This is a genomic window from Bacillus cereus group sp. BfR-BA-01309 (assembly GCF_022664315.1).
Lineage (GTDB): Bacteria > Bacillota > Bacilli > Bacillales > Bacillaceae_G > Bacillus_A > Bacillus_A mobilis.
The window spans coordinates 606,899-629,008 of record NZ_JAKUHE010000001.1; the positions used below are offsets into that span (position 1 = coordinate 606,899).

Genomic DNA, 22,110 nt, shown 5'->3' on the forward strand with positions numbered 1-22,110 from the left:
TTATTATAAAATTTTAACTTTAACAGTTTGTCTTCCCCAATTCATAGCTTTACTTTTTGAGCCCATTAAAACATCAATACGATTTCCTTTAATAGCACTTCCAGTATCACCAGCGATAGCTTCGCCATAACCTTCTACCCATACTTTAGATCCTAATGGGATTACTTTCGGATCTACTGCGATAATTCTCATATTCGGATTAGCCGTTAAATCATGCCCCATCGCAGTTAAAACGCGTCCACCATATGTACCATTTTCACTTGGATCAGCAGTATATGCTGTCGCTACTACCGTTAATTCACGTTTAGCAGACTGTATGTTATTTTTAGACTCTTCTTTTGCTTTTGCTTCTTCTTTAGCTTTGGCTATTTCTCTTGCTTTCTCTTCTTCCTTAGCCTTGGCTATCTCTCTTGCTCTCTCTTCTTCCTTAGCCTTGGCTATTTCTCTTGCTCTCTCTTCTTCCTTAGCCTTGGCTATTTCTTTTGCTTTCTCTTCTTCTTTAGCCCTTGCTATCTCTTGGGCTTTTGCTTCTTCTTTAGCCTTTGCTATCTCTTGGGCTTTCTCTTCTTCTCTAGCCTTCGCTATTTCTTGTGCTTTCTCTTCTTCCTTAGGCTTTACTACTTCTTGGACTTTCGTTTCTTCTTTAGGCTTTACTACTTCTTGGACTTTCGCTTCTTCCTTAGGCTTTACTACTTCTTGGACTTTCTTTTCTTCCTTAGGCTTTACTACTTCTTGGACTTTCGCTTCTTCCTTAGGCTTTGCTACTTCTTGTACTTTCGCTTCTTCCTTAGGTTTTACTACTTCTTGGACTTTCGCTTCTTCCTTAGGTTTTACTACTTCTTGGACTTTCGCCTCTTCCTTAAGCTTTGCTACCTTTTGTGTTTTCACTTCTTCCTTAGCTTTAACCGTTTTTTGTACTTTTGCTACTTGCTTTGTTTTCTCTTCAGCTTTTTTTTCAACTGGTGCTGTACTTGTTAGGAAAGAAACATTTGCATAGGCTGTTTTTCCTTTATACTCAAATTGCAGCCATCCGTCTTTTACTTGATGCGTTGATTCAATAACATCATCTTTTTTCAGTCTACCAAGTATTTCTGATTCAGTATTTGCATCAGAACGGACATTTAACAAATTCGCTGTTACATGATACACATCTTTTGTAAACTCTGAACTTACAAACACTTCTTTACCGTTTAAATCAATTTTTGACCATCCATCTTCGGTATTTATTACTTTTAACTCTTGTCCTTCTTTTACCTTTTCAACAACTTTTGATTCCGTTGTCGGTTTTTCACGTACGTTGAGTACATCTGCTGTTACGATCGTTTCTGCGATAGCAGTTGTGGTAAAAGCCCCCAACCCAAAAACAGTTGCTGTTGCTGCTCCAATTACTTTTTTCATATTAGCCTCCATTACGTTTTTTGTATTCTATGAAAAATTTCCATAAAACCAGGAAATTCCACAGCGTATCAAAACATTTGCAATAGTATATTAATACCGCTTAATATACTGTTTTTAAAACTTTCCACTTCAATAGTATCAAATTCTCATTTGTAATTCTATACATTATCAATCTCTTCATCTTCTATAAACTCTTCATGCCCTTTTGCATACTAAATCGTTGTCGCAATTCCCGCCAAAAATAAACTTACGATTGCTAAAAATTTTGTGCCAACTATAGCACCTCTTAAATGAAACTTATAATCTTTATATCCCTTCATCCCCTCTGTACTAGGAATAACAACAAATTCCGGGGTAATCCAGCAAAAAATTAGCCAATCGATTATAAACAAATCAACTAAATTGAAGATCATTAAAATACCAAAAGTATGTAAATAGGCATCTATATACAATAATTTTTCATGTTTATGTAGTATATATGTAGAAACGAACGGAGTACCGAAAAGAATCGCATGATATGCAATATTAAAGTAGATTGTTTGCTTTTCTTCATAAATCGATTTTGGAAAAACTACCTTTTGAATATCTTTTGGATAATCAGTTAACGAAAGACGCGGATTATAATATAAAGATCCTAAAATCATTACAGATAGTACAATAGACATGATGACACCAACGTACATCATTTGCTCAAATGGATTCATATACTTCATTCACCCTTTTCTGTAAAAACTATGTTGATTCTTTACTTACACATTATATGCTCATGTATAACCAAAAATTAACACCCTCCTTTAACACCCAGTCAAAATTCTTGCAATACAGAAACAATTTTTATAAAGTGAAAGCCTAATTAGTTAAGTTAGGGCTGGTGAAAACTATGAAAATAGAACATATTGCAATTTGGGTAAATGATTTAGAATTCATGCGTACTTTCTATACGAAGTACTTTAATGGTAAAGCAAACTCTTTATATCATAATGAAGCGAAACAATTCGAATCTTATTTTATTACGTTTGAAACTGGAGCAAGGCTTGAACTTATGCGCAAAAAAGGTATTGAAAATGAGCCTAATCTTAATATAACTGGCTATGCACATATGGCGTTTTCAGTAGGCAGTGAGGAACGTGTAAATGAAATTACTACAATCTTAAAAGATGCTGGTTATCCTTTACTAAATGGGCCACGTTTCACTGGAGATGGCTATTACGAAAGTGTAATAAGCGATCCTGAAGGTAATCAAATTGAAATTACGATTTAATGTCTCTTTTTCTTTTCTGAAGAACAATTGAAAATTGGTTTGGAGGAATATTATGCAAAAGGTGTATTTTATTAAATTTGAAGAAACAGATTTCAATTTATATTTCCAACTCGTATCAAATGAACAAGTAATGGAACAAATTACTGAGCGCACTACTCCGTTAGATGAAGCGCAAAATGAATTTACAAGTCTGTTAAAACGTAATGAAAACCATCAACTATTCAGCTACTATAAAGTGAAACTTTAATCAGTGGGGGTTTTTTCATCCCCCACTGATTATTAGCCCTCACCAATCGGACTTTTATGGGCAGCCCGATCCCCACCTAAATTCTTTGCTTTCGCTGAATTTTGAGGTGGGGGTCTTACTGCCCATTAAAGCGGGATAAAGTGTATGATTCTATTACAAATGAATATGTTGGTCTTGGACATGTTACGGTAAACGAAGATAATGTTAGAGAAGCTGAAATTGGTTATATGATTTTGCCAGAGCACTGGGGAAAAAGATACGGTAGCAGTATTGCAATGGAACTCATGAATATAGCGAAGCAGACAGATATAAACGTACTAAAAGCAATTATTGATCCGAACAATGTCCCCTCTCGCAAAATTTTAATAAACGTCGGTTTCACCACTGAAAAAGTTTGCGAGATTGATGGATTGCCTGGGGAGATTTTGAGTATATACATATAATTACAGAAAGGTAGTGCTACATATGAAGCACTGCCTTTTTCTTTATCGGAATAATCACCTTTCTTTCTTCATTTACTCATAAAGTAGAGTCATTGTATTACTTGCTGCTTTTTCACGTTAAAAGCATTTTATTTTGTGACAAGGAGAGAAAGAGAAAATGAGTAATCAAAAAATCGAACTTACTGGTCGTATCGTTACACCTAATGATCCGGACTATAATTCAGCTCGTGAGGAGTTCAACACTTTCTTTAACAAATTCCCGTTAATCATTGTATTTGCTCAAAATACACAAGATGTAGTGAATGCTGTTCGCTGGTCAAGGCTGCATAACATCCCTATGCGTATGCGCTCTGGCCGTCATAATTACGAGGCATTATCCGTTAGTAATGCAGGCCTTGTAATTGATGTAAGTGAAATGAAACAATTAGCAATAGATCACAAAAGTGGGACTGTAACAATCGGAACAGGCTGGAGAAACATTTCTTTAATTGAAGCACTTGCAGCTGAAGGATTAGTTGTGCCAAGTGGAGTTTGTCCGACACCTGGTATTGCAGGTGTTACTTTAGGAGGCGGACATAGCATTCTCTCTCGTCCGTTTGGATTAACTCTCGATCATTTAATTGAATTAGAAATGGTAGATGCAAACGGCTGTATAATACGTGCTAATACAAAGTGTAACTCTGACCTCTTTTGGGCTTCACGGGGTGCTGGTGGTGGTAATTTTGGCATATGTACTTCGTTCAAATTTCGGACGCATAAAATTAATACGGTAGGCTATGCAGAAATAAGCTGGGGAATATCCGATTTAAAAGACGTAGTAAACACTTGGCAAAATTACACACTACCTTGTGCTGATAAACGACTTACAACTACTCTTTTCCTGTCTGCAGAGTTTGAACTATCTTTATTAATGCAAGGTGTATTTATCGGCTCTGTTCAAGAATTGCAGTTGCTACTACAGCCATTATTAAAAGCCGGTTCACCATTACAAGTAACTATAGAAGAAATACCATGGGCAGACGCGGCAGTGAAAATAGCTGAAAAGCAACCTGCAACACCGTTACCTTTTAAAAGTGTTGGTCCATATGTATATGAACTCCTACCAGAAGAAGGAATATCCATAATTGATCACTTTATTAAAAATTCACCTCCTCATTCCACCACCTCCGTATTTTTCCACGGATTAGGCGGTGCTGTTGCTGAAGTACCAAATGAAGCGACTGCTTATTATTACCGAAAAGCATTATCAAACATGTCAATATTCGCCACTTGGGAGCAACCAGAAGGTGCGGCTGCAAGTATTCGATGGGTGGAAGACTTTCGCTTAGCAATGCTGCCATTTACAAAAGGTGTATACGTTAATACTCCCGACCTATCCATTAAAGATTGGCCAGATGCATACTTCAGTTGCAACTTTGACCGATTAATGGAAGTAAAAGCAAAATATGATCCAAAAAATGTTTTTAACTTCCCACAAAGTATTCCGCCTTTTTAACTGTTTTAATATTGTTCAAACTGCTAAATAAAATAGATAAATATGTGTGTTTTATTTAGCAGTTTAGAATTACCCCTCATTTTATTTACATAATAATATTTTGCACCTATTATTTATCTAGATTCCCCCTTTATTAATAGTAAACACGATAGAAAATATAATAGCCCCGTTAAAAATACTAAATTATAAAAATGAATCATTGGCGTTTTTTAGGCATTTCATTGAAAGCATATAAATAGCCATCGTTTCATAAAATGATGGCTATTTCTGATTACTATTATTCATAATTAATTGATAGCTACGTTCTTTTTAACTGACGATCAAACTCCCTGCTATACAATAGAAAACATCATATACATTCCAACAACGAAGAATACGGCAAGTGTCTTAATTATCGTAATACCAAATATCTCTTTATAAGCCTCCCGGTGCGTTAATCCTGTAACTGCAAGTAAGGTTATAACTGCTCCGTTATGAGGTAAAGTATCCATACCTCCTGCCGCCATTGCAATTACACGATGCAGCACATCTAACGGAATATCAAAGTTCGCTGCCGCTTCAATATATTTTTCTGCCATTAAACCTAATGTAATACTCATTCCACCCGATCCTGATCCCGTCAGTCCACACAATATATTCGTCATGACCGCTCCGCTAATTAAAGGATTTGAGAAAGTCCCCGTTAAATAGTTTTGAATCATGACAAATCCAGGTAAAGCTGCTATAACGGCACCAAACCCATATTCAGCCGCGGTGTTCATGGCAGCTGAAATTGAACCACTTACGCCCACGCTTGTAATAGATTGGAAATGTTCTTTTATTGCTTGGAAATTTAATAAAATAGCAGACAATATACCGATAAGTAGTGCCATTTCCACAGACCAAATCCCCACGACTTGTCCCATATCAATTGTTCCGTACTCCTTCAAACCTATGGATGCAAAATCAAATCCCTTTGTATACCAAACAGGGATGAATGCTGTAAAGACTTTATTCATTACGCCAACCAGTATAAGCGGAAGAAAAGCTATCCAGTAACTAACTGGAATTACATCGCTGGAAGCAATCGGATTTTGCACCAATTGTGCACTAGTTGTGGCAGCCATCTCAGAAGTGGCACCGCCTTGTCCGAAGTACCCCTCTCCCTTAGCAGCAGCCTTCTTCCTACACTTTTCCAAATACAACATACCACATATGAAGATAAACAGTGCTCCGATAATTCCTAATGTAGGAGCGGCATAAATATCTGTTTTAAAGAACGTAGTTGGAATAACATTTTGAATTTGAGGCGATCCAGGAAGTGAATCCATCGAAAACGTAAATGCGCTGAATGCGATTGTTGCAGGAATGAGACGTTTCGGAATATCCGCCTCACGAAATAATTGCGCCGCAAATGGATAAATCGCAAATACTGCGACAAATAAACTGACACCACTGTATGTAAGAATCGCTCCCATTAATACGATGGAAAGAATTGCTCTTTTCACGCCTATAAAATGGATAATAATTTTCGCGATTTTTTCTGCTATTCCAGTGATTTCTACCACTTTACCGAATATCGCTCCAAGCAAAAATACAGGAAAATATAATTTTATAAATCCGACCATTTTCGCCATAAAAACATTAGAAAAGAACGGTAAAACATTCGCTGGTTCTGTTAAAAATACAGCGAGCAACGCACATAAAGGAGCGAATAAAATGACTGAGAATCCTCGGTAAGCTACAAAAATAAGTAAGCCAAGCGATAACAATACAATCAATAAATCCATAACCTCAATTCCCCTCCATAATATGGATTTTTTAACTTTGTATCCTTTTTTGTTTGTATATATTGTGGTAATGCCTGCCAGAGCAGGCATTACTTTTTGCATATTATAGTTATATTTTTTTATTTATGATGAAAGATTGGTGCCCTCTTTTCTATAAAAGCCTCCACTCCCTCTTTTACATCACTCGTTTGAAAGACATGTCCAAAATTTTCAGCTTCTATTTTTAATCCGTCCTCAAGAGAAGAAGATAACCCTTTATCGATAGATTGCTTCATCAAAGATAATGCAGGAAGAGAAAACCGAGCCATTTTCAATGCTAATTCCTTCGCCTTATTCAGCGATTCGCCACTCGGAACAACATGATTCACCAAACCAACTCGCCAAGCTACTTCGGCAGTGAGCGGTTCACCAGTAAACATCATTTCCTTTGCACTTGCAGTTCCTATTAATCGAGGCAAACGTTGCGTTCCTCCCGCACCTGGAAACAAGCCTAATTTCACTTCCGGAAGCCCAATTTGGGCGTGTTCTTCAATAATCCGTAAATCACACGATAAAGCTAATTCACACCCGCCCCCAAGCGCTAATCCGTTAATAGCAGCAATTACAGGCTTCGGCAATCTTTCTATTTTATTTAACGGATTCTGAAGCCACAATGATTTTCCCTCCGCATATTCACTCCCTTTCCCAATCCATTCCGGAAACGACTTAATGTCCCCTCCTGCAACAAAGGCCTTTCCACCAACGCCAGTTAGAAGTACAACAATTACTTCATCGTCCCGTTCGATTTCACCGACCACTACCGTCAGTTGCTCTACCACAGCAATGCTCAGTACATTCACAGGAGGATTATCAATGATAATCGTTGCAATTCCATCTTCTTTGGACCATGTAACAAACCGCTTATTTTCCAATCCAATCCCTTCTTTCCAATATATAATAAGGTAAAATCAGCACATCAACTTGTTCTTTTAATTACATAACCGACCTGTTCGCGATCCCAAGCGTTGCCGATCCCTTCCTCCTTCAGCTTGAACTTTTGAATCCGTTCCGTCGCGGTTTTCGGGAAAGTTTCACTGAACTGAACATATCTAGGTACCATAAAGTAAGCCATACGTTCTTGACACCAATCTATAATCTCTTCATGGGACATCGTTTCATCTTTCTTTACAATCACATATAATTTAACATCCTCTTCCCCCACTTCTGATGGGACACCGATGGCCGCTGATTCAAGTACTTTTGGATGATTATTCACAACTTTTTCGATTTCCCAAGAGGAGATATTTTCACCACGCCTCCTGATACACTGTTTGATTCGATCGCAAAAATATAAATAACCTTCCTCATCTAGATAACCTCGATCTCCTGTATTGAACCATCCCTCCTTCATTGCCTCCTCTGTTTTATCAAGCATTTTATAATAGCCTTCCATGAATGCTTGTCCCTGAAAGGAACGAATAAAAATCTCTCCAATTTCACCAGTCCGTGCTTCATTTCCATCCTCATTAACAATTTTCGTCTCTACGTAAGAATATGGTTTTCCTATAGAAGGTGGCTTATTGGCATGCAATGGATTCGTTACACAAAAACCCGTCGTTTCCGTTAATCCGTAACCTTCCACAATTCGGACGCCAAACCGTTCCTCAAATGGCTTCCAAAACTCCTTAGGCGTAGCGGCGCAAGCCGTCACCCTTACTAAATTGTCATGATCGTCTTCCTTTTCTGGCTGCTTGCAGAGAATAGGAATCATAGATCCTAAAGAATTAAAAATGGTTGCGCCATGACTGCGAATTTCATCCCAAAATCTAGAAGCACTAAACCGCTTACCAAGAGCAATCGTCGCATTGGAAGAAATGGAGCCAAGTACTGTATGGGCCTGAGCGTTTATATGAAATAACGGAAGCGCTGTAAATAAGACATCTTTTGAACTTGCGCCAACCATATAATTGGCAAATGATTTCGCAGAATTTACATAAGCAGAATGACTTAACATAACCCCTTTAGGTAAGCCGGTCGTTCCAGAGGTATAAAGGATACTGTTAATAGAAGTGGCGGAAACAAATGTATTTGGAAGATGATGATTATTTGTATTTAGTACATCTTTCAATTCAATTACTGATCGATCTTTACCATTACCTGCAATGACCGCGCTTTCATTTTTTTGGTAAGCAACAATTTGAATGTCCCGATGTATACATGACAAACAAGAGGAAATTTCAGGAACAAATTCCTTATCAACGATAATTAACTTACAATCAGAGTGAGATACAATATACTGCAAACCTTCCCCTTTTAAATGCACATTTAGAGGCACCGCAATTGCTCCCATAAAAGATAAAGCAAACCATACATCCAGATATTCAGGAGTGTTATGAAGCATAATACAAACCTTGTCTCCTTTTTGAATACCAAGCTCACAAAATCCCGCTATGGCTCTTGCAATTCGATGATAAAGCTCCTCATATGTAATCCTTTGTTCTTCAAATTGTAAATACACTTTACTAGGTGTTTTTTCGATACTTTGCATAATAAAATGCGGTAAACTTTGATTTTCCAACATTGAATTCCATCCCCTTCCTGCTTTAATCCTTTTTATTTATATAGCAAGAAGTATGCCAAAAATCGACTCATTCCCTATTCCCTTATTCCTTCGTACTCTCCCTTACTTGTCTAATTTCACAAGTCGCATTTACGCAACAAATATTAGCAACCATGTCGCATATATAAGAAAATGTCGCAAACGAGAGACAATGTTTATTGCTACAAACAAAAAAAGGGCCTGTTTGCCCTTTGCTCTTCTTCATGACATTTCGTATTTTTCTATTTTTCTATATAAGCTGGCCCGATGAATTCCTAAAAGCTCGGCTGCCCCTTTTATATTTCCAGCTGTTTTTTCCAAAGCTCTCGTAATCGCACGTTTTTCAGCAGCTTCCACTTCCGCCTGAAGTAAATAACTCACCTCATGCTTATCTTGGTCCATTGTAAATGTTTCATGGTTTAACTCTTCTTCCAAATCTTTTTTCCGTAAATAGGCAGGAAGATGATGCACTTGAATAATCATTTCTTCTATAACATTCATCGCTCGTTCTAACACATTTTCTAGCTCTCTTATATTCCCTGGCCAATCATGTTCCATGAATATGCCTCTTACTCTCTTATCCAACGAAAGGACATTACTACCTAGCTCACCATTCAATTTCTTAATTAAAAATTCCGTTATATGTATCATATCTTCTTTTCTCTCTCGCAACGGCGGAATATCAATCTCAAACACATTCAACCTATAATATAAATCCTCCCTAAATTCCCCTCTTTGCACCATTTCACGGAGATTTCGATGTGTCGCCGCAATGAAACGGACATCAACCTTTTGAATTTTCGTACCTCCAATTCTTTCAATCTCTTTCTCTTGCAATACACGAAGCAACTTCACCTGCATATCCAAAGACATATCACCAATTTCATCTAAAAACAACGTTCCCTTATCGGCTAATTCAATCTTCCCAGGCTTACCGCCTTTTTTCGCTCCTGTAAAAGCCCCTTCTTCGTATCCAAACAATTCAGCCTCCAAAAGCTCCCTTGGAATCGCAGCACAATTCAAACGAATAAATGTGCCATTAGCACGCGGACTTGCACGATGTACCGCATGTGCAAAGAGTTCTTTCCCTGTACCACTTTCTCCTCTTATCAAAACGGTAGACCGACTTTTAGAAACCTTTAAAGCCATCATTTTGACTTCTTTCATTTTTGCACTCTCTCCTATAATGCTTTGAAAGGAAAGTCGCCCTTCTTGCAGCCGCTGCAGTTCAGTTTGATAGTAAGATAACTTTGATTCCATTTCACTAATTTGATCTCCCAAAGCTTTAAACTGCTGTATATCATGAAACATAATTTTACCAATTGCTCCAATAATCTTGCCTTCCTTTATGATAGGTATGCGCGTTGCAATTATATTCCGATTACTTATACGCTGAATATGCCCAATTTCCATCTGTCCCGTCTTTACGATAATATGCATCCTCGTATTCTCAACAACCTCCGTACAATGCTTTCCAATCGCTTCCTTCGGATCATCAATCCCTAAAAATTGTGCATAAGAACCACTTAAAAAATTGACAATTCCTTGTTCATTTACCCCTAGAATGCACTCAGACAGTAAATGTAAGGCACTTTCATATCGACTTATGATGCTTTCCAAAGACTGTATACTTTTCCCCTTGCTTTCCAGAATGGCAATTGATCCGTATTCTGTCTCATTCTGATATACACGGGATTCATACACAATTAAAACTTGGTTGCCACTCCTACATTCATACCTGTACAAACTATCACTTTGATTCACTACTAACTTCTTACGATCAGGAATAATCATTGATATATGCTCACCTATTATTTCATTCTCTTTTTTATGTAACATGCTACAGAATAGTTTGTTGCTATATGTGATGATTCCATCATGACTTATAACAGCAATTCCGTTATTCATTACCTGAAGAGCCTGACTAGTTACCTGCAAATTCATTCGTTCGTTCATATGCATTTGAAAGCCCCCTATCCAATTGTGCTCGTTCTCGCATGTATTATATATTCATTTTAAATATTTACTTTCCCTTGGTTTTTTCGTTTGAAATTATAAATTCTTAAACTAGTAATATAGCTCATTAACCAGTGGCTTCTAATTATCTCATGAGCTATTTGCAACATGCAGCAGGGACATGTTTAACACTTACATTGGATACATAAAACAAGTTTAATAAAAAGAAAAAACAGTTGACGGATTACCTTCTGTCAACTGTTTTTATTACGAATATTGGTGAGGAAGCTCATGAATTTTAGGCCTTCGTTAGCATAAAGTTCGATTTTCAAGCTTCCAACTAAACCATCTCCCATGCCCTTCCGTTTCCCCAACCGTTTCACGATATTCGTTTCCGTTAATATAATAATCAATATGAAGGTCCCGGTCCCACATGTTGTTATACAGGTGGAATACATCACGTTTTGCACCGATTTCTTGCACTTGTTTCTCTAATTTATGTTTTACTTGTTCTGGTATTTGATTTGCGACGTGTGTATGAAAAATACAGATTACAGCATCTTCACTTATTTGTTCAATAATAGATGGTAATAGCTCCACCCCGTCTCCTTCTATTAATTGGACAGATTCATTTTTCACTAAAGATGCTGCTTGGTCAAACATTTCAAGTCGTTCTTTATGTTCTGGCCAAATGAGTGCACGGAGCCAAAAATAATCTTCATCACTATGTAAATCATTTACATGTAAGTCTAGTCCGATTCTTTCTACGACAGATGGACTTTCTTTTAGAAAATGAGGCACATTCTCCCCTCTTATTTCAGAAGTTAAATGTACATTCGAATTTATATTTCCGTATGTTTCATCTGTTCCATACGAATAGCTATATTGATCCCAGAATAGTTGTAATCCAGAACTTGTCCCAATTTCGATTAACGCTAACGGCTTTTTCACTTTATTAAATATGTAGCAGAAACTTGGGTATAAGTACGCACATCGCCTTACTTCATTCGTTTGAACGAGTTTCGTTTGTAACAAAGTAATGATATCTTCTCGGTACTTTTTACAAAAGTCTTTAAAATGATCAAACGCTTTGTCTAAATTTGTATTCTTATTTTCAACTAAGCTACTATAATACGTTTTTAACTGATGTTCTTTCCCTGCAAGTAATAAATAATGTACGGCGCCTAATAATAAGTTTGGAACTGGTTGGCCTACTTGAGCGTAGGAAGATAGTGTAAGCACTTCCTCATCTTCAGCAATTTGTATTGATAAGTATTCATATAAGTCACTTGACCCTTTACATTCCTTTATTGAAAAATTTCGAAATAAGTTTGCGATTTGTTCTTGTGTACGCATTGGTATCCCTCCTTTTATTATTTAACAGAATAACCTTACTATTTACAGTACAAAAATTCCATAAAAAGGTATCCTTTCTACCCACTTTACGATACGTAAGCTTTTTCGAGATAATTTCAAACTGTAATTTTTTTCTATTTACCACCTTAAAAGAGCTTGTTAAATAAGATTTTTAGCGAATAAAACGTTAAATAGTTTAAAATTATCAGATAACACTAGATATTTTAGTCTATTAATTATTATAATAGAGTATGAGATGGTTATATAATTGAGACAAAAAAGGTAAATACCTAGGTGGGGCCTAGGCGGTGTTTTCTTTTTACGGCTTAGATATAGTGAACACCTATTCTTTTTTGCCAATATAGGGGATGGAGAGATTATCATGAGCAACATGCAGCAAAAAACAGACGTTATCTTAATTGGTGCAGGAATTATGAGTGCAACGTTAGGCTCATTACTAAAAGAATTAGCACCTGAATGGGAAATTAAAGTTTTTGAAAAACTCGCAAGTGCCGGGGAAGAAAGCTCTAATGAATGGAATAATGCAGGTACAGGGCATTCTGCGCTATGCGAACTGAACTATACTTCCGAAAAATCTGACGGATCTATAGATATTGGTAAGGCTGTAAAAGTGAATGAGCAATTCCAGCTTTCAAGACAATTTTGGGCATATCTTGTAAAAAGTAAATTAATTCGTAATCCACAAGATTTTATTATGCCTCTACCTCATATGAGTTTAGTACAAGGTGAAAAAAATGTTGAGTTTCTAAAAAACCGTTTTGAAGCGCTTTCAAAAAATCCACTGTTTCAAGGTATGGAATTTTCCGATGCTCCTGAAACATTAAAAAATTGGCTTCCACTCATTATGGAAGGACGTGCACCTAACGAACCGATGGCTGCAACGAAGATTGACTCTGGAACAGATGTGAACTTCGGTGCATTAACACGTATGTTGTTTGATTACTTACAAACTAAAAATGTCGAGCTAAACTACAAACATAGTGTCGAAAATATTAAACGCACAAAGAATGGTTTGTGGGAAGTAAAAGTACACGATATGAATAGTGGTAAAATTGAGCATCATACTGCAAAATTCGTCTTTATTGGCGGCGGTGGCGGTAGCCTACCTCTACTACAAAAGACTGGTATCCCTGAATCAAAACATATCGGTGGCTTCCCAGTAAGTGGACTATTTATGGTATGTAAAAACCAAAAAGTTGTAGAGCAACATCATGCGAAAGTATACGGTAAAGCTAAAGTTGGCGCTCCGCCAATGTCTGTACCTCACCTTGATACGAGATATATAGACAATAAAAAAGCTTTACTATTTGGACCGTTCGCTGGGTTCTCTCCTAAGTTCTTAAAAACTGGCTCAAACCTTGACTTAATTGGTTCTGTAAAACCGAATAACGTCTTAACGATGTTAGCTGCTGGTGTAAAAGAAATGGGACTAACAAAATACTTAATTCAGCAAGTTATGTTATCACACGAAAAGCGTATGGAAGAATTACGCGAATTCATTCCGAACGCGAAAAGTGAAGATTGGGATATTGTAGTTGCTGGGCAACGTGTGCAAGTAATTAAAGATACTGATGCTGGCGGTAAAGGTACACTTCAATTCGGTACAGAAGTTGTTAGTGCGGCTGATGGATCAATCGCTGCTTTACTAGGTGCTTCACCAGGTGCTTCTACTGCCGTTCACGTCATGCTTGAAGTATTAGAAAAATGTTTCCCAAGCCGCATGGTAGAATGGGAAGGAAAAATAAAAGAAATGATCCCTTCTTACGGCATTTCATTAACTGAAAACCCAAGATTGTTCCAAGACCTTCACACTTCGACTGGTCGTACACTTGGATTAAATGAAAAAGAAACGGTTCATAACTAAAGAAAAAACGTCCGATATATTCGGACGTTTTTTTGCTTATCTGGCGAAAAAGTATTGTGAATGAAATTATATCGACGATTTTTTCAATATACCAACGATTCGACAATGAATATCGACTTACCGACAAAAAAAGACAAATAAATATTAACTCTCAACTAAAAATTATCCTCATCAATAGAACTCTCCTCAACATACATGTTTCCAATTCTCTTTACCTCTAAGCTTTTCCCTACCGATAAAGACTTTGTACATTTTTTTCACTCACATTAACGTTTAGTATGACTCCCATTTCAATATACATCTTGGCCAAAGAAGTTAGGTGGGAGTCAGACTATTAATCAACGGTAATGAATAAAACCCCCACCTATTCAATTTTCAACTGGAATAAACAAAATATACGGCACATATGTTTAAGCATTGGTCAATTGTTGAAAGGGATGACGAGTATGACACAGCTGAACTTTGAAGAGAATTTATTAACTAAAGTAGCTTGGTACTATTATAAAGATCAATTAACACAACAGGAGATCGCTTCACTTCTTCATATTTCTAGAAATAAAGTCGTCCGGTTATTAGATAAGGCACGCAGTGAAGGTATCGTTACATTTCACGTAAAAGGTACTGGTTTGCACTGTTTAAGTATTGAACGTGACCTAATGAAAAAATTCCACTTAAAAGATGCTTTCATAATCCCTACTCCAGTAAACAATTATCACGCTTCTCTCGGAAAAGCTGCTGCACAATATTTAGAAACTCAGCTCCAGCAAGGTCATTTACTCGGAATTGGCTGGGGAGAAACAATTAGCAAAATGCTAGAAAATATTCATTTTGAAAGTTCCATTAATCTTTCAATCGTAACGCTAACTGGCGGAGTAAATCACTATATCCCGAGAAAACAAAACTATTTACACTACATGCAAGGCGATCTTCATATTATCCCTACGCCGTTTCTAGCATCTACAACTGAAATGGCACAAAGCATTTTATCAGAACCAAGTGTAAAGGATATGCTTCATGTCGCTTCACTTGCTCATACGGCTGTTGTTGGTATTGGAGGATTATCTCAAGACGCTACGATTGTAAAAGAAGAAAAATTAACACTATGTGAGATGACATATATTCGTAGTCAAAACGGGGCGGGCGATATTTTAGGGCAGTTTTATAATACGGATGGGGATTTATTAAAGCTCCCGCATCACAACCGCCTTATTGGTACACCGCTCTATATCCTTCGCAAAATGAAGCATGTCATTGGTGTTGCTGGAGGTACAGAAAAGATAGATGCAATTTTTGGTGCTTTAAAAGGAAAGTTCATTCATACATTAATTACCGATGAGGAAACGGCTCTCTCCTTATTACGAAAGGATGGTGATTGTTAATGTCTCATTTATTAGCTTTTGATGCTGGTACAGGAAGCATTCGAGCTGTTCTTTTTGATTTATTAGGTAATCAAATTGCGGTCAGTCAAAAAGAATGGATTCATAAAACGGATCCTCGTTACCCAGGTTCTATGAATTTTGATGTCATTGAAAACTGGCAACTTGTACAACAATGTACGAAAGAAGTTCTGCAAAGAAGTAATATACCTCCCTCTTCTATTCAAGCTATTAGCGCTACTAGTATGCGGGAAGGTTTTGTTTTATATGATAAAGATGGGCAAGAAATATGGGCATGCGCAAATGTTGATGGGCGCGCATCAACTGAAGTTAGTGAACTAAAAGAAATTCGGTCACATCTTGAAGAAGATTTATATACAAGATCTGGGCAAACTTTTTCATTAGGTGCTTTACCCCGCCTACTTTGGATTAAAAAACATGAACCAGACGTCTATAGCAATATTCATTCTTTTACGATGTTAAATGATTGGATTTTATATAAATTAAGCAGCGTACTGCAAATCGACCCTTCAAATGGATGTACGTCTGGTATTTTTGACTTAGAAAATAGAGTGTGGGCTAACGATGTCGCTAAGGAGTGCGGTCTAACGTTGCCATTTTCACCAACAGTAAATGAAGCTGGTACCGTTATCGGAAACGTTACAAAAGAGTGTGCAGTATTAACTGGATTACGTGAAGGAATTCCTGTCGTCGCCGGGGGCGGAGATGCTCAAATGGCATCGCTCGGAACTGGAGTCGTGAAGCCTAATCAAACATTAATATGCGGCGGTAGTTTTTGGCAACTAGAAGTGAATATTACAGAGCCGATAACAGATCCACAAGCTGCAATTCGGGTAAATTGTCACGTCGTACCTAACCTATGGCAATATGAAACAATTGCCTTTTTCCCTGGCCTTGTTATGCGCTGGTTTCGAGACGCTTTTTGCCAAGAGGAAAAGAAACTTGCTGACAAACTCGGTGTAGATGCTTATGCATTATTAGAAGAACAAGCGAAAGACGTACCTGTCGGTTCACATGGTATTATCCCTACCTTTTCAAACGTTATGAACTATATTTCTTGGCGTCATGCTGCACCTTCTTTTTTAAATTTAAGTTTAGATGCTGACAAATGCGGAAAAAAAGAACTGTTCCGTGCTATTGAGGAAAATGCTGCCTTCGTTACACTTGGTAACTTAAAATTAATAGAAAATCTCACAGGGACATTCCCTTCTGAAGTCATTTTTGCTGGCGGTGCCGCTAAAGGAAAACTATGGCCACAAATTTTATCAGACGTACTCGGTATTCCTGTAAAAGTACCAGTTGTGAAAGAAGCAGCTGCTTTAGGAACTGCGATTGCTGCTGGAGTTGGCGCTGGCATATATTCATCTATGGAAGAAACTGCTGAACAGTTTGTACAGTGGGAGCACACATTCGAGCCAATTACTGAAAATCATGAACTATATAAAGACTTCTATGAAACATGGAAAACTGTGTATGACAGTCAACTCGCTTTAGCTGATAAAGGGCTCACCTCACATATGTGGATTGCGCCTGGTGCACTGTAACAGATTACATTACATGAAGGAGTGAAATAAATGTTAAAAGCGAATGAAAATGACTTTTCCTATCGCTTCGGTGATAACGGGCCGAAATATTTAATACAAGGTCCGAATATTGATCTTGGCCTTGTTGTCATTCAGGCTGGGCAAGAGTTTCAAAACCACTATCATACGACGTGTGAGGAAGTCTTTTATGCATTAGAAGGTGAAATTGATTTCTATGTGAATAACGAAAGAGTTCCGATTAAACAAGGCGATGTCCTGCAAGTTCGCCCTCATGAATCTCACTATCTTATTAACCATTCTGACAAACCTTTTAAAGCAGTTTTTATTAAGTCACCACATTTACCAAATAAAGATACGGTACAAACTGAAAATCCAACATTAACGAAGGAGTGATTTCAAATGACTTGGGGATTTAAAAATCGATTAAATACAATTTTACCTGATGGCAGAGCGGTTATGTTAGCGATAGACCACGGCTACTTTTTAGGGCCCATTCACGGGCTAGAACAACCACTTGAAACAGTTAAAAACTTACTTCCTTATACAGATTCCCTCTTTTTAACGCGCGGTGTACTTAGCTCCTGTATTCCTGAAAACTGCAGCACACCGATGGTTATGCGTGTTTCAGGCGGAGCTACTGTCGTCGGTAAAGATTTAGCGAATGAAACAATTGTTACACCTGTCAAAGAAGCAGTGAAACAAAACGCAATTGGCGTCGGTGTTTCTGTTTTCGTCGGATCAGATTATGAAACACAAACAGTTTCAAATCTCGCAAATGTAGTTTCAGAAGCTCACGATTACGGTCTACCAGTACTCGGTATTACCGCTGTTGCGAAAGAACTACAAAAACGTGAAGCTCGCTTTTTAGCACTCGCTTCCCGCGTATGCGTTGAAATGGGCGCTGACATTATTAAAACGTATTACTGCGAAGGGTTCGAAAAAATTACAAGTACTTGCCCTGCTCCAGTCGTAATCGCTGGTGGACCAAAACTAGATTCAATTGAAGACGCATTAAACATTACGTACAATGCACTGCAAGAAGGCGCAATCGGCGTAGACATGGGCCGAAACATATGGCAATCTGAACATCCTGCTGCCATGATTCAAGCGATTCATGGCATTGTGAAGAATGGCTTGAATGTGAAAGAGGCACTTCAATTATTTGAAGATGTAAAAAATTAAGCTAAAATATAAACAAAATCAATATTTTCTATAAAGAAAAGCCCATATGTTAGATTACTAAGTAATCTAACATATGGGCTTTCTTGTATATTTTTTATCGTTCCGAATTTGATCAGATTTCTACAGATCACGTACGTTCCATACAATCTCGCCGCGCTCCCCCCACGTACTGTGATGCCGCTTAAACCCTATCTTTTCTAATACCCGAAAAGACGCCGTATTCCAAGCCCCTACAGTAGACCAAAGTCTATGACGATCCGTAGCAATCGCAGCCTCAAGCACTGCTGATGCTGCCTCTGTCGCATAACCATTACGATGAGCACTTTGGAACAACTCGTATGCAATTTCCGGTTCTTCAAGCGTGGACCGACCGATGATTAAGCCACAGTATCCGATGAAATCCCCTTCTTCTCTCCTACGAATAGTAAGAAGAGAAATACCATTTTCAGCTGCTTTCTTGCGCATTTCGATAAGATGGCTACGAACAGATTCAATGGTTGGCATGTCCACACCACGTTCACCAATTAACTTTCTCAACCAGACCGCATCAGATTCTTCCCACATATTCAGGTCGAGTCGCTCCGTTTTTAGCTGGAATGCCATATCTTTAAATACAGCTGTCATAGCGATAACCTCCTATTCATATCACTGTACTACTTATAATAGTTTCGTACTTTACCATATGGGAAACCTGCTTGATTCATACATTATTATTATTTTATACATAAGCAATTCCTCTGCAAAATAGACCTTGTTATCAAACTTCATTTTAAATCTACAATATTTGAGTTATGAATGATCTTAGATTTACAATTAATATTTACATTTAAAAATGTATCGTCCTTTCTTTTTTTGTTAAAATAAAGAAAAGGAGGAATGATTATGCAACGTATGACTTTTGAACGCCCTACTGATTATTACGATGAAAGATTATATACGATCGATGAAAAAATTTGTGCCCTATTAAAAGAACGGAAAGAACTTTCAGGTGGTGATCCAGGATTTCCACATGATGAAGCCATTTACAAATGGGCAAAGCAATACGGATTTTATCCGGATTATTTAAATTCACTATTCTCTTCTATGATGGACGAAGGTGAATTTAAACCTCGCGTCGAACCAACTACATTCAAAAAACATATACCTGTTTTTAAAACGTATGAACATAAAGGTATTATGTATACGGTAACTTTTATTCGCCAATATGCAAATGCTAGTGTAGTTTATTTATATAGCGATTGGGATTCCTCTGATGAAGTTATTAATGAAAATAAGCATCATAGTTTCTTCCAATTATCAATAGATGATACATATGATTGCTGGCCAGAAGGTGGTGGCGGCACTGATGGACATTTTAGTCATCATTTCGTTATATCTCCTGCCCTTCCTGATAATTTGTCTGGAATAAGCTTACGATTTAAAGAACTTAATATACCGTTTAGGAAAGATCAAGCTGTGCTTGAATTTGAAATTCAGATAGATTAATAAAAAGGCTGTCTCACAAACCCTTTTCCTGACTAAAATTCGTTTATTTTTACTTTTATGTCCCTTAAAATAATCAAGCCCCTTTCCAAACTGGATAAGGGGCTATATTTACAACATTAAACAATTACTCTTGTTGGTTGCTATTGAATTTTCTTACCATGTTTATAGTCAAGGCAGGACACTTCAATTAACAATCCGTTAAACATTGTAAAATAAAAACCGTAACTACTACCTCTCATAGAATACGGTGCCTTTTCTATTTCAATGCCGCCAGATACTAAACGATTATATGTTTGATCAACTTCATTTGAAGTATCCACTAAAAAACCAATATGAAAAGCTTCTGGATACATCACTTCCATATTTCCTTTAAATGCTTTTGGATCACTTAGTACAAGTATAAATCCACTTTCATCACTCATCACTACTAGTGCCTTTCCCTTTTGCTCTAAAAATTGAAAATCAAAAAATGTTTCAAAGAAATGTCTTGCTTCTAATAAATCATCAACACATAGATTCAAATGATTTAACTTCATTCACTCATCTCCTTTTAAACACAGGGTATGTAGACTCATTTTCGTAACACTTAAATATGTAAGACAAGATATTCAAGCGTTCCATCTAAGACTATGCTTTATAGTCTAATACTTTTCTCTATAGCCTAGAACGCTTTTTTAATGAATGCAATTACATGAACCATTCGACGTGAAATATTAATGTACCGATATAAAATAACCACATTATTTACTTTTCAAATTGTGTAAAACCCACTCAATCAAGAAAATTGCTGCAGAAGTACGCTCTGTCGTAGCACCTAAAAATAGTTTATGAAGCAATGCCTCCAAATGGATTGGTTTATTAGGCAACGCTTGAATATACCTTAAAACAGATCCCGCTGGCGGTGTAGGTTTGTTATTAATAGCCCATATCCCTTCTAACAATGTCCAAGTTGACGTATGAACGATGTATGAAGCTTTTAACTCATCATTTGCTTTTAAAGCAGACTGAATTTTAATGAGCGAACTATGCAACCAATGAGAAATACCTTTCATTTTGTCGCTAGAAACATGATAGTTTTCAAACTCATTTGTAGCTATTTCCTTTAACCTTTTCAACTCGCCGCTTTTATCAAATAAAACTTCCCCTTCTAAAAATGAATATAGTTCCATCGGATTGTTTTTAAAATTCACTAGAATTTGATTAACATCCGCATACTTATATTCAACCAAAATTTCTTCTCTCGTTTCAGAATGAAACTTCTTCTTTTGTCCGTCTTCTAACAGAATATATAAGTCTAAATCCGAATCAGGATATGCATCACCTCTTGCGACAGATCCGATAAGCATACATCCAGTTACCTTATCTATTGATAAGATTTCAGCTACTATTGTTTGCACTAATTTTTTATGTTGTTCATGTTTAATAGATGTCTGTACTTCTAACATTTGTAACCTCCAAACATATTATTATGGAGTTATTCCTCAGCTAAATATATTGTACTTTTCTTATAATCTTCTACATACTTATTCAACGATTGTCAGTTCATATACAATTGCGTCTTTACTGCTTTTTGTTTTATCTTGAATTGTAACTATATCTCCAGCTTTTATTTTCGAAGCATTCACTACTTTTACCATCTCTGGCGGAACATATCCTCCATTGTTCTCTTTATTTAGCGGAAACCACTTTACTGATTTATTAGTTGCTTCTAAAATCTTATATTTAATTGTACCATCATACTTTATTTCACCAACAAGATCTTTTACTAATGTAGGTGTATATTTCCCCTCTTCTTTTTCTAAAGAAATATGATCACCTATATCTGGGATACCGTTTCTTACAGGTGCTTCCCATTTTGTTGGATTTAAATCATTTAAACTTACCTTCACACTGTCTTCTTTATTTGAGCTAGCATCTTTTAAAGATATTTCATTATAATTCTTACCAATAATAATATACTCTTTCTGATCTACTATTTTTGCACTACTTTCACGTTTTACTTCCTCATTGTTAGATACTTCTTCTTTCACATTATTATTACTACACGCTGATAATAACGTTGTCGTTAAAGCTGTCATTCGTAACATTTTTTTCACTTCATTTACCTCCATTTA

General features: G+C 36.9%; 19 protein-coding genes and 2 pseudogenes. 10 read left to right on the forward strand and 11 right to left on the reverse strand.

From position 1 onward, the window contains the following. Positions 1 to 3 precede the first annotated feature (3 nt). Together entB and MR115_RS03175 are read right to left on the reverse strand one after the other, a co-directional pair. Positions 4 to 1,398, reverse strand: coding sequence for a cell wall-binding protein EntB (gene entB / locus MR115_RS03170; protein ID WP_242239836.1), 1,395 nt, complete (start codon positions 1,396 to 1,398; stop codon positions 4 to 6). Positions 1,399 to 1,610: 212 nt separating this feature from the next. Then, positions 1,611 to 2,102, reverse strand: coding sequence for a nitroreductase (locus MR115_RS03175; protein ID WP_242239837.1), 492 nt, complete (start codon positions 2,100 to 2,102; stop codon positions 1,611 to 1,613). Positions 2,103 to 2,278: 176 nt separating this feature from the next. Here MR115_RS03175 and MR115_RS03180 point away from each other — a divergent pair, with 176 nt between their 5' ends. From MR115_RS03180 to MR115_RS03195, 4 genes and pseudogenes are all read left to right on the forward strand, one after another. After that, entirely contained in the window at positions 2,279 to 2,659 is a 381-nt protein-coding gene (locus MR115_RS03180) for a VOC family protein (protein WP_063259471.1), read from the forward strand. Positions 2,660 to 2,711: 52 nt separating this feature from the next. Next, a pseudogene (locus MR115_RS03185) lies at positions 2,712 to 2,904 on the forward strand (GNAT family protein); the annotation flags it as partial. A 139-nt stretch (positions 2,905 to 3,043) separates the two neighbouring features. Continuing rightward, positions 3,044 to 3,349 (forward strand): annotated as a pseudogene (locus MR115_RS03190) (GNAT family N-acetyltransferase); the annotation flags it as partial. A 157-nt stretch (positions 3,350 to 3,506) separates the two neighbouring features. Continuing rightward, positions 3,507 to 4,844, forward strand: coding sequence for an FAD-binding oxidoreductase (locus MR115_RS03195; RefSeq protein ID WP_242239839.1), 1,338 nt, complete (start codon positions 3,507 to 3,509; stop codon positions 4,842 to 4,844). A 332-nt stretch (positions 4,845 to 5,176) separates the two neighbouring features. Here MR115_RS03195 and MR115_RS03200 read toward each other — a convergent pair whose 3' ends face one another. From MR115_RS03200 to MR115_RS03220, 5 genes are all read right to left on the reverse strand, one after another. Further along, the gene (locus tag MR115_RS03200; RefSeq protein WP_242239840.1) at positions 5,177 to 6,613 is read right to left on the reverse strand and encodes a GntP family permease; all 1,437 of its coding nucleotides are present in this window, start codon (positions 6,611 to 6,613) and stop codon (positions 5,177 to 5,179) included. Between the two features lie 119 nt (positions 6,614 to 6,732). Next, positions 6,733 to 7,524 (reverse strand): enoyl-CoA hydratase, encoded by a 792-nt coding sequence (locus tag MR115_RS03205; protein ID WP_242239841.1) that lies wholly within the window; start codon positions 7,522 to 7,524, stop codon positions 6,733 to 6,735. A 44-nt stretch (positions 7,525 to 7,568) separates the two neighbouring features. Next, a complete protein-coding gene (locus tag MR115_RS03210; RefSeq protein ID WP_242239842.1) occupies positions 7,569 to 9,173 on the reverse strand; it encodes an ATP-dependent acyl-CoA ligase in 1,605 nt (534 codons plus the stop codon). A 240-nt stretch (positions 9,174 to 9,413) separates the two neighbouring features. After that, positions 9,414 to 11,153: a sigma 54-interacting transcriptional regulator gene (locus MR115_RS03215; protein WP_242239843.1), complete on the reverse strand. Its 1,740-nt coding sequence runs from the start codon at positions 11,151 to 11,153 to the stop codon at positions 9,414 to 9,416. A 303-nt stretch (positions 11,154 to 11,456) separates the two neighbouring features. After that, a complete protein-coding gene (locus MR115_RS03220; protein WP_242239845.1) occupies positions 11,457 to 12,503 on the reverse strand; it encodes a DUF2332 domain-containing protein in 1,047 nt (348 codons plus the stop codon). Positions 12,504 to 12,885: 382 nt separating this feature from the next. Between MR115_RS03220 and MR115_RS03225 the strand changes: the two genes are divergently transcribed. From MR115_RS03225 to lsrF, 5 genes are all read left to right on the forward strand, one after another. Beyond that, positions 12,886 to 14,388 carry a malate:quinone oxidoreductase gene (locus MR115_RS03225; protein ID WP_242239846.1) on the forward strand — a complete coding sequence of 501 codons (1,503 nt, stop codon included), beginning with the start codon at positions 12,886 to 12,888 and terminating at the stop codon, positions 14,386 to 14,388. Positions 14,389 to 14,834: 446 nt separating this feature from the next. After that, positions 14,835 to 15,767, forward strand: coding sequence for a sugar-binding transcriptional regulator (locus MR115_RS03230; RefSeq protein WP_242239847.1), 933 nt, complete (start codon positions 14,835 to 14,837; stop codon positions 15,765 to 15,767). Beyond that, entirely contained in the window at positions 15,767 to 17,329 is a 1,563-nt protein-coding gene (gene lsrK / locus MR115_RS03235; RefSeq protein ID WP_242239848.1) for an autoinducer-2 kinase, read from the forward strand. Before MR115_RS03230 ends, lsrK begins: the two co-directional genes overlap by 1 nt. A 30-nt stretch (positions 17,330 to 17,359) precedes the next feature. Continuing rightward, on the forward strand, positions 17,360 to 17,722 hold the full coding sequence (locus MR115_RS03240) for a cupin domain-containing protein (protein ID WP_242239849.1): 363 nt from the start codon (positions 17,360 to 17,362) through the stop codon (positions 17,720 to 17,722). 6 nt (positions 17,723 to 17,728) lie between these two features. Continuing rightward, positions 17,729 to 18,511 (forward strand): 3-hydroxy-5-phosphonooxypentane-2,4-dione thiolase, encoded by a 783-nt coding sequence (lsrF, locus tag MR115_RS03245; protein ID WP_000219776.1) that lies wholly within the window; start codon positions 17,729 to 17,731, stop codon positions 18,509 to 18,511. A gap of 120 nt (positions 18,512 to 18,631) precedes the next feature. Here the strand turns inward: lsrF and MR115_RS03250 are convergent, their stop codons facing one another. Further along, positions 18,632 to 19,135, reverse strand: a complete 504-nt coding sequence (locus tag MR115_RS03250; RefSeq protein WP_242239850.1) for a GNAT family N-acetyltransferase — start codon at positions 19,133 to 19,135, stop codon at positions 18,632 to 18,634. A gap of 258 nt (positions 19,136 to 19,393) precedes the next feature. Here MR115_RS03250 and MR115_RS03255 point away from each other — a divergent pair, with 258 nt between their 5' ends. Beyond that, the gene (locus tag MR115_RS03255) at positions 19,394 to 19,996 is read left to right on the forward strand and encodes a hypothetical protein (RefSeq protein ID WP_242239853.1); all 603 of its coding nucleotides are present in this window, start codon (positions 19,394 to 19,396) and stop codon (positions 19,994 to 19,996) included. A gap of 140 nt (positions 19,997 to 20,136) precedes the next feature. Here MR115_RS03255 and MR115_RS03260 read toward each other — a convergent pair whose 3' ends face one another. The 3 genes from MR115_RS03260 to MR115_RS03270 form a co-directional block, all read right to left on the reverse strand. Beyond that, positions 20,137 to 20,532 carry a VOC family protein gene (locus MR115_RS03260; RefSeq protein ID WP_132132631.1) on the reverse strand — a complete coding sequence of 132 codons (396 nt, stop codon included), beginning with the start codon at positions 20,530 to 20,532 and terminating at the stop codon, positions 20,137 to 20,139. Positions 20,533 to 20,736: 204 nt separating this feature from the next. Next, positions 20,737 to 21,441 carry a nucleotidyltransferase domain-containing protein gene (locus tag MR115_RS03265; protein ID WP_242239857.1) on the reverse strand — a complete coding sequence of 235 codons (705 nt, stop codon included), beginning with the start codon at positions 21,439 to 21,441 and terminating at the stop codon, positions 20,737 to 20,739. A gap of 78 nt (positions 21,442 to 21,519) precedes the next feature. Continuing rightward, on the reverse strand, positions 21,520 to 22,107 hold the full coding sequence (locus tag MR115_RS03270; protein WP_242239859.1) for a hypothetical protein: 588 nt from the start codon (positions 22,105 to 22,107) through the stop codon (positions 21,520 to 21,522). Positions 22,108 to 22,110 lie beyond the last annotated feature (3 nt).

What these genes read in the sequence shown, in the direction of transcription:
- entB (WP_242239836.1), bottom strand. Translation starts at nt 1,398, where the DNA reads ATGAAAAAAGTAATTGGAGCAGCAACAGCAACTGTTTTTGGGTTGGGG.
- MR115_RS03175 (WP_242239837.1), bottom strand. Translation starts at nt 2,102, where the DNA reads ATGAATCCATTTGAGCAAATGATGTACGTTGGTGTCATCATGTCTATT.
- MR115_RS03180 (WP_063259471.1), top strand. Translation starts at nt 2,279, where the DNA reads ATGAAAATAGAACATATTGCAATTTGGGTAAATGATTTAGAATTCATG.
- MR115_RS03195 (WP_242239839.1), top strand. Translation starts at nt 3,507, where the DNA reads ATGAGTAATCAAAAAATCGAACTTACTGGTCGTATCGTTACACCTAAT.
- MR115_RS03200 (WP_242239840.1), bottom strand. Translation starts at nt 6,613, where the DNA reads ATGGATTTATTGATTGTATTGTTATCGCTTGGCTTACTTATTTTTGTA.
- MR115_RS03210 (WP_242239842.1), bottom strand. Translation starts at nt 9,173, where the DNA reads ATGTTGGAAAATCAAAGTTTACCGCATTTTATTATGCAAAGTATCGAA.
- MR115_RS03215 (WP_242239843.1), bottom strand. Translation starts at nt 11,153, where the DNA reads ATGCATATGAACGAACGAATGAATTTGCAGGTAACTAGTCAGGCTCTT.
- MR115_RS03220 (WP_242239845.1), bottom strand. Translation starts at nt 12,503, where the DNA reads ATGCGTACACAAGAACAAATCGCAAACTTATTTCGAAATTTTTCAATA.
- MR115_RS03225 (WP_242239846.1), top strand. Translation starts at nt 12,886, where the DNA reads ATGAGCAACATGCAGCAAAAAACAGACGTTATCTTAATTGGTGCAGGA.
- MR115_RS03230 (WP_242239847.1), top strand. Translation starts at nt 14,835, where the DNA reads ATGACACAGCTGAACTTTGAAGAGAATTTATTAACTAAAGTAGCTTGG.
- lsrK (WP_242239848.1), top strand. Translation starts at nt 15,767, where the DNA reads ATGTCTCATTTATTAGCTTTTGATGCTGGTACAGGAAGCATTCGAGCT.
- MR115_RS03240 (WP_242239849.1), top strand. Translation starts at nt 17,360, where the DNA reads ATGTTAAAAGCGAATGAAAATGACTTTTCCTATCGCTTCGGTGATAAC.
- lsrF (WP_000219776.1), top strand. Translation starts at nt 17,729, where the DNA reads ATGACTTGGGGATTTAAAAATCGATTAAATACAATTTTACCTGATGGC.
- MR115_RS03250 (WP_242239850.1), bottom strand. Translation starts at nt 19,135, where the DNA reads ATGACAGCTGTATTTAAAGATATGGCATTCCAGCTAAAAACGGAGCGA.
- MR115_RS03255 (WP_242239853.1), top strand. Translation starts at nt 19,394, where the DNA reads ATGCAACGTATGACTTTTGAACGCCCTACTGATTATTACGATGAAAGA.
- MR115_RS03260 (WP_132132631.1), bottom strand. Translation starts at nt 20,532, where the DNA reads ATGAAGTTAAATCATTTGAATCTATGTGTTGATGATTTATTAGAAGCA.
- MR115_RS03265 (WP_242239857.1), bottom strand. Translation starts at nt 21,441, where the DNA reads ATGTTAGAAGTACAGACATCTATTAAACATGAACAACATAAAAAATTA.
- MR115_RS03270 (WP_242239859.1), bottom strand. Translation starts at nt 22,107, where the DNA reads ATGGAGGTAAATGAAGTGAAAAAAATGTTACGAATGACAGCTTTAACG.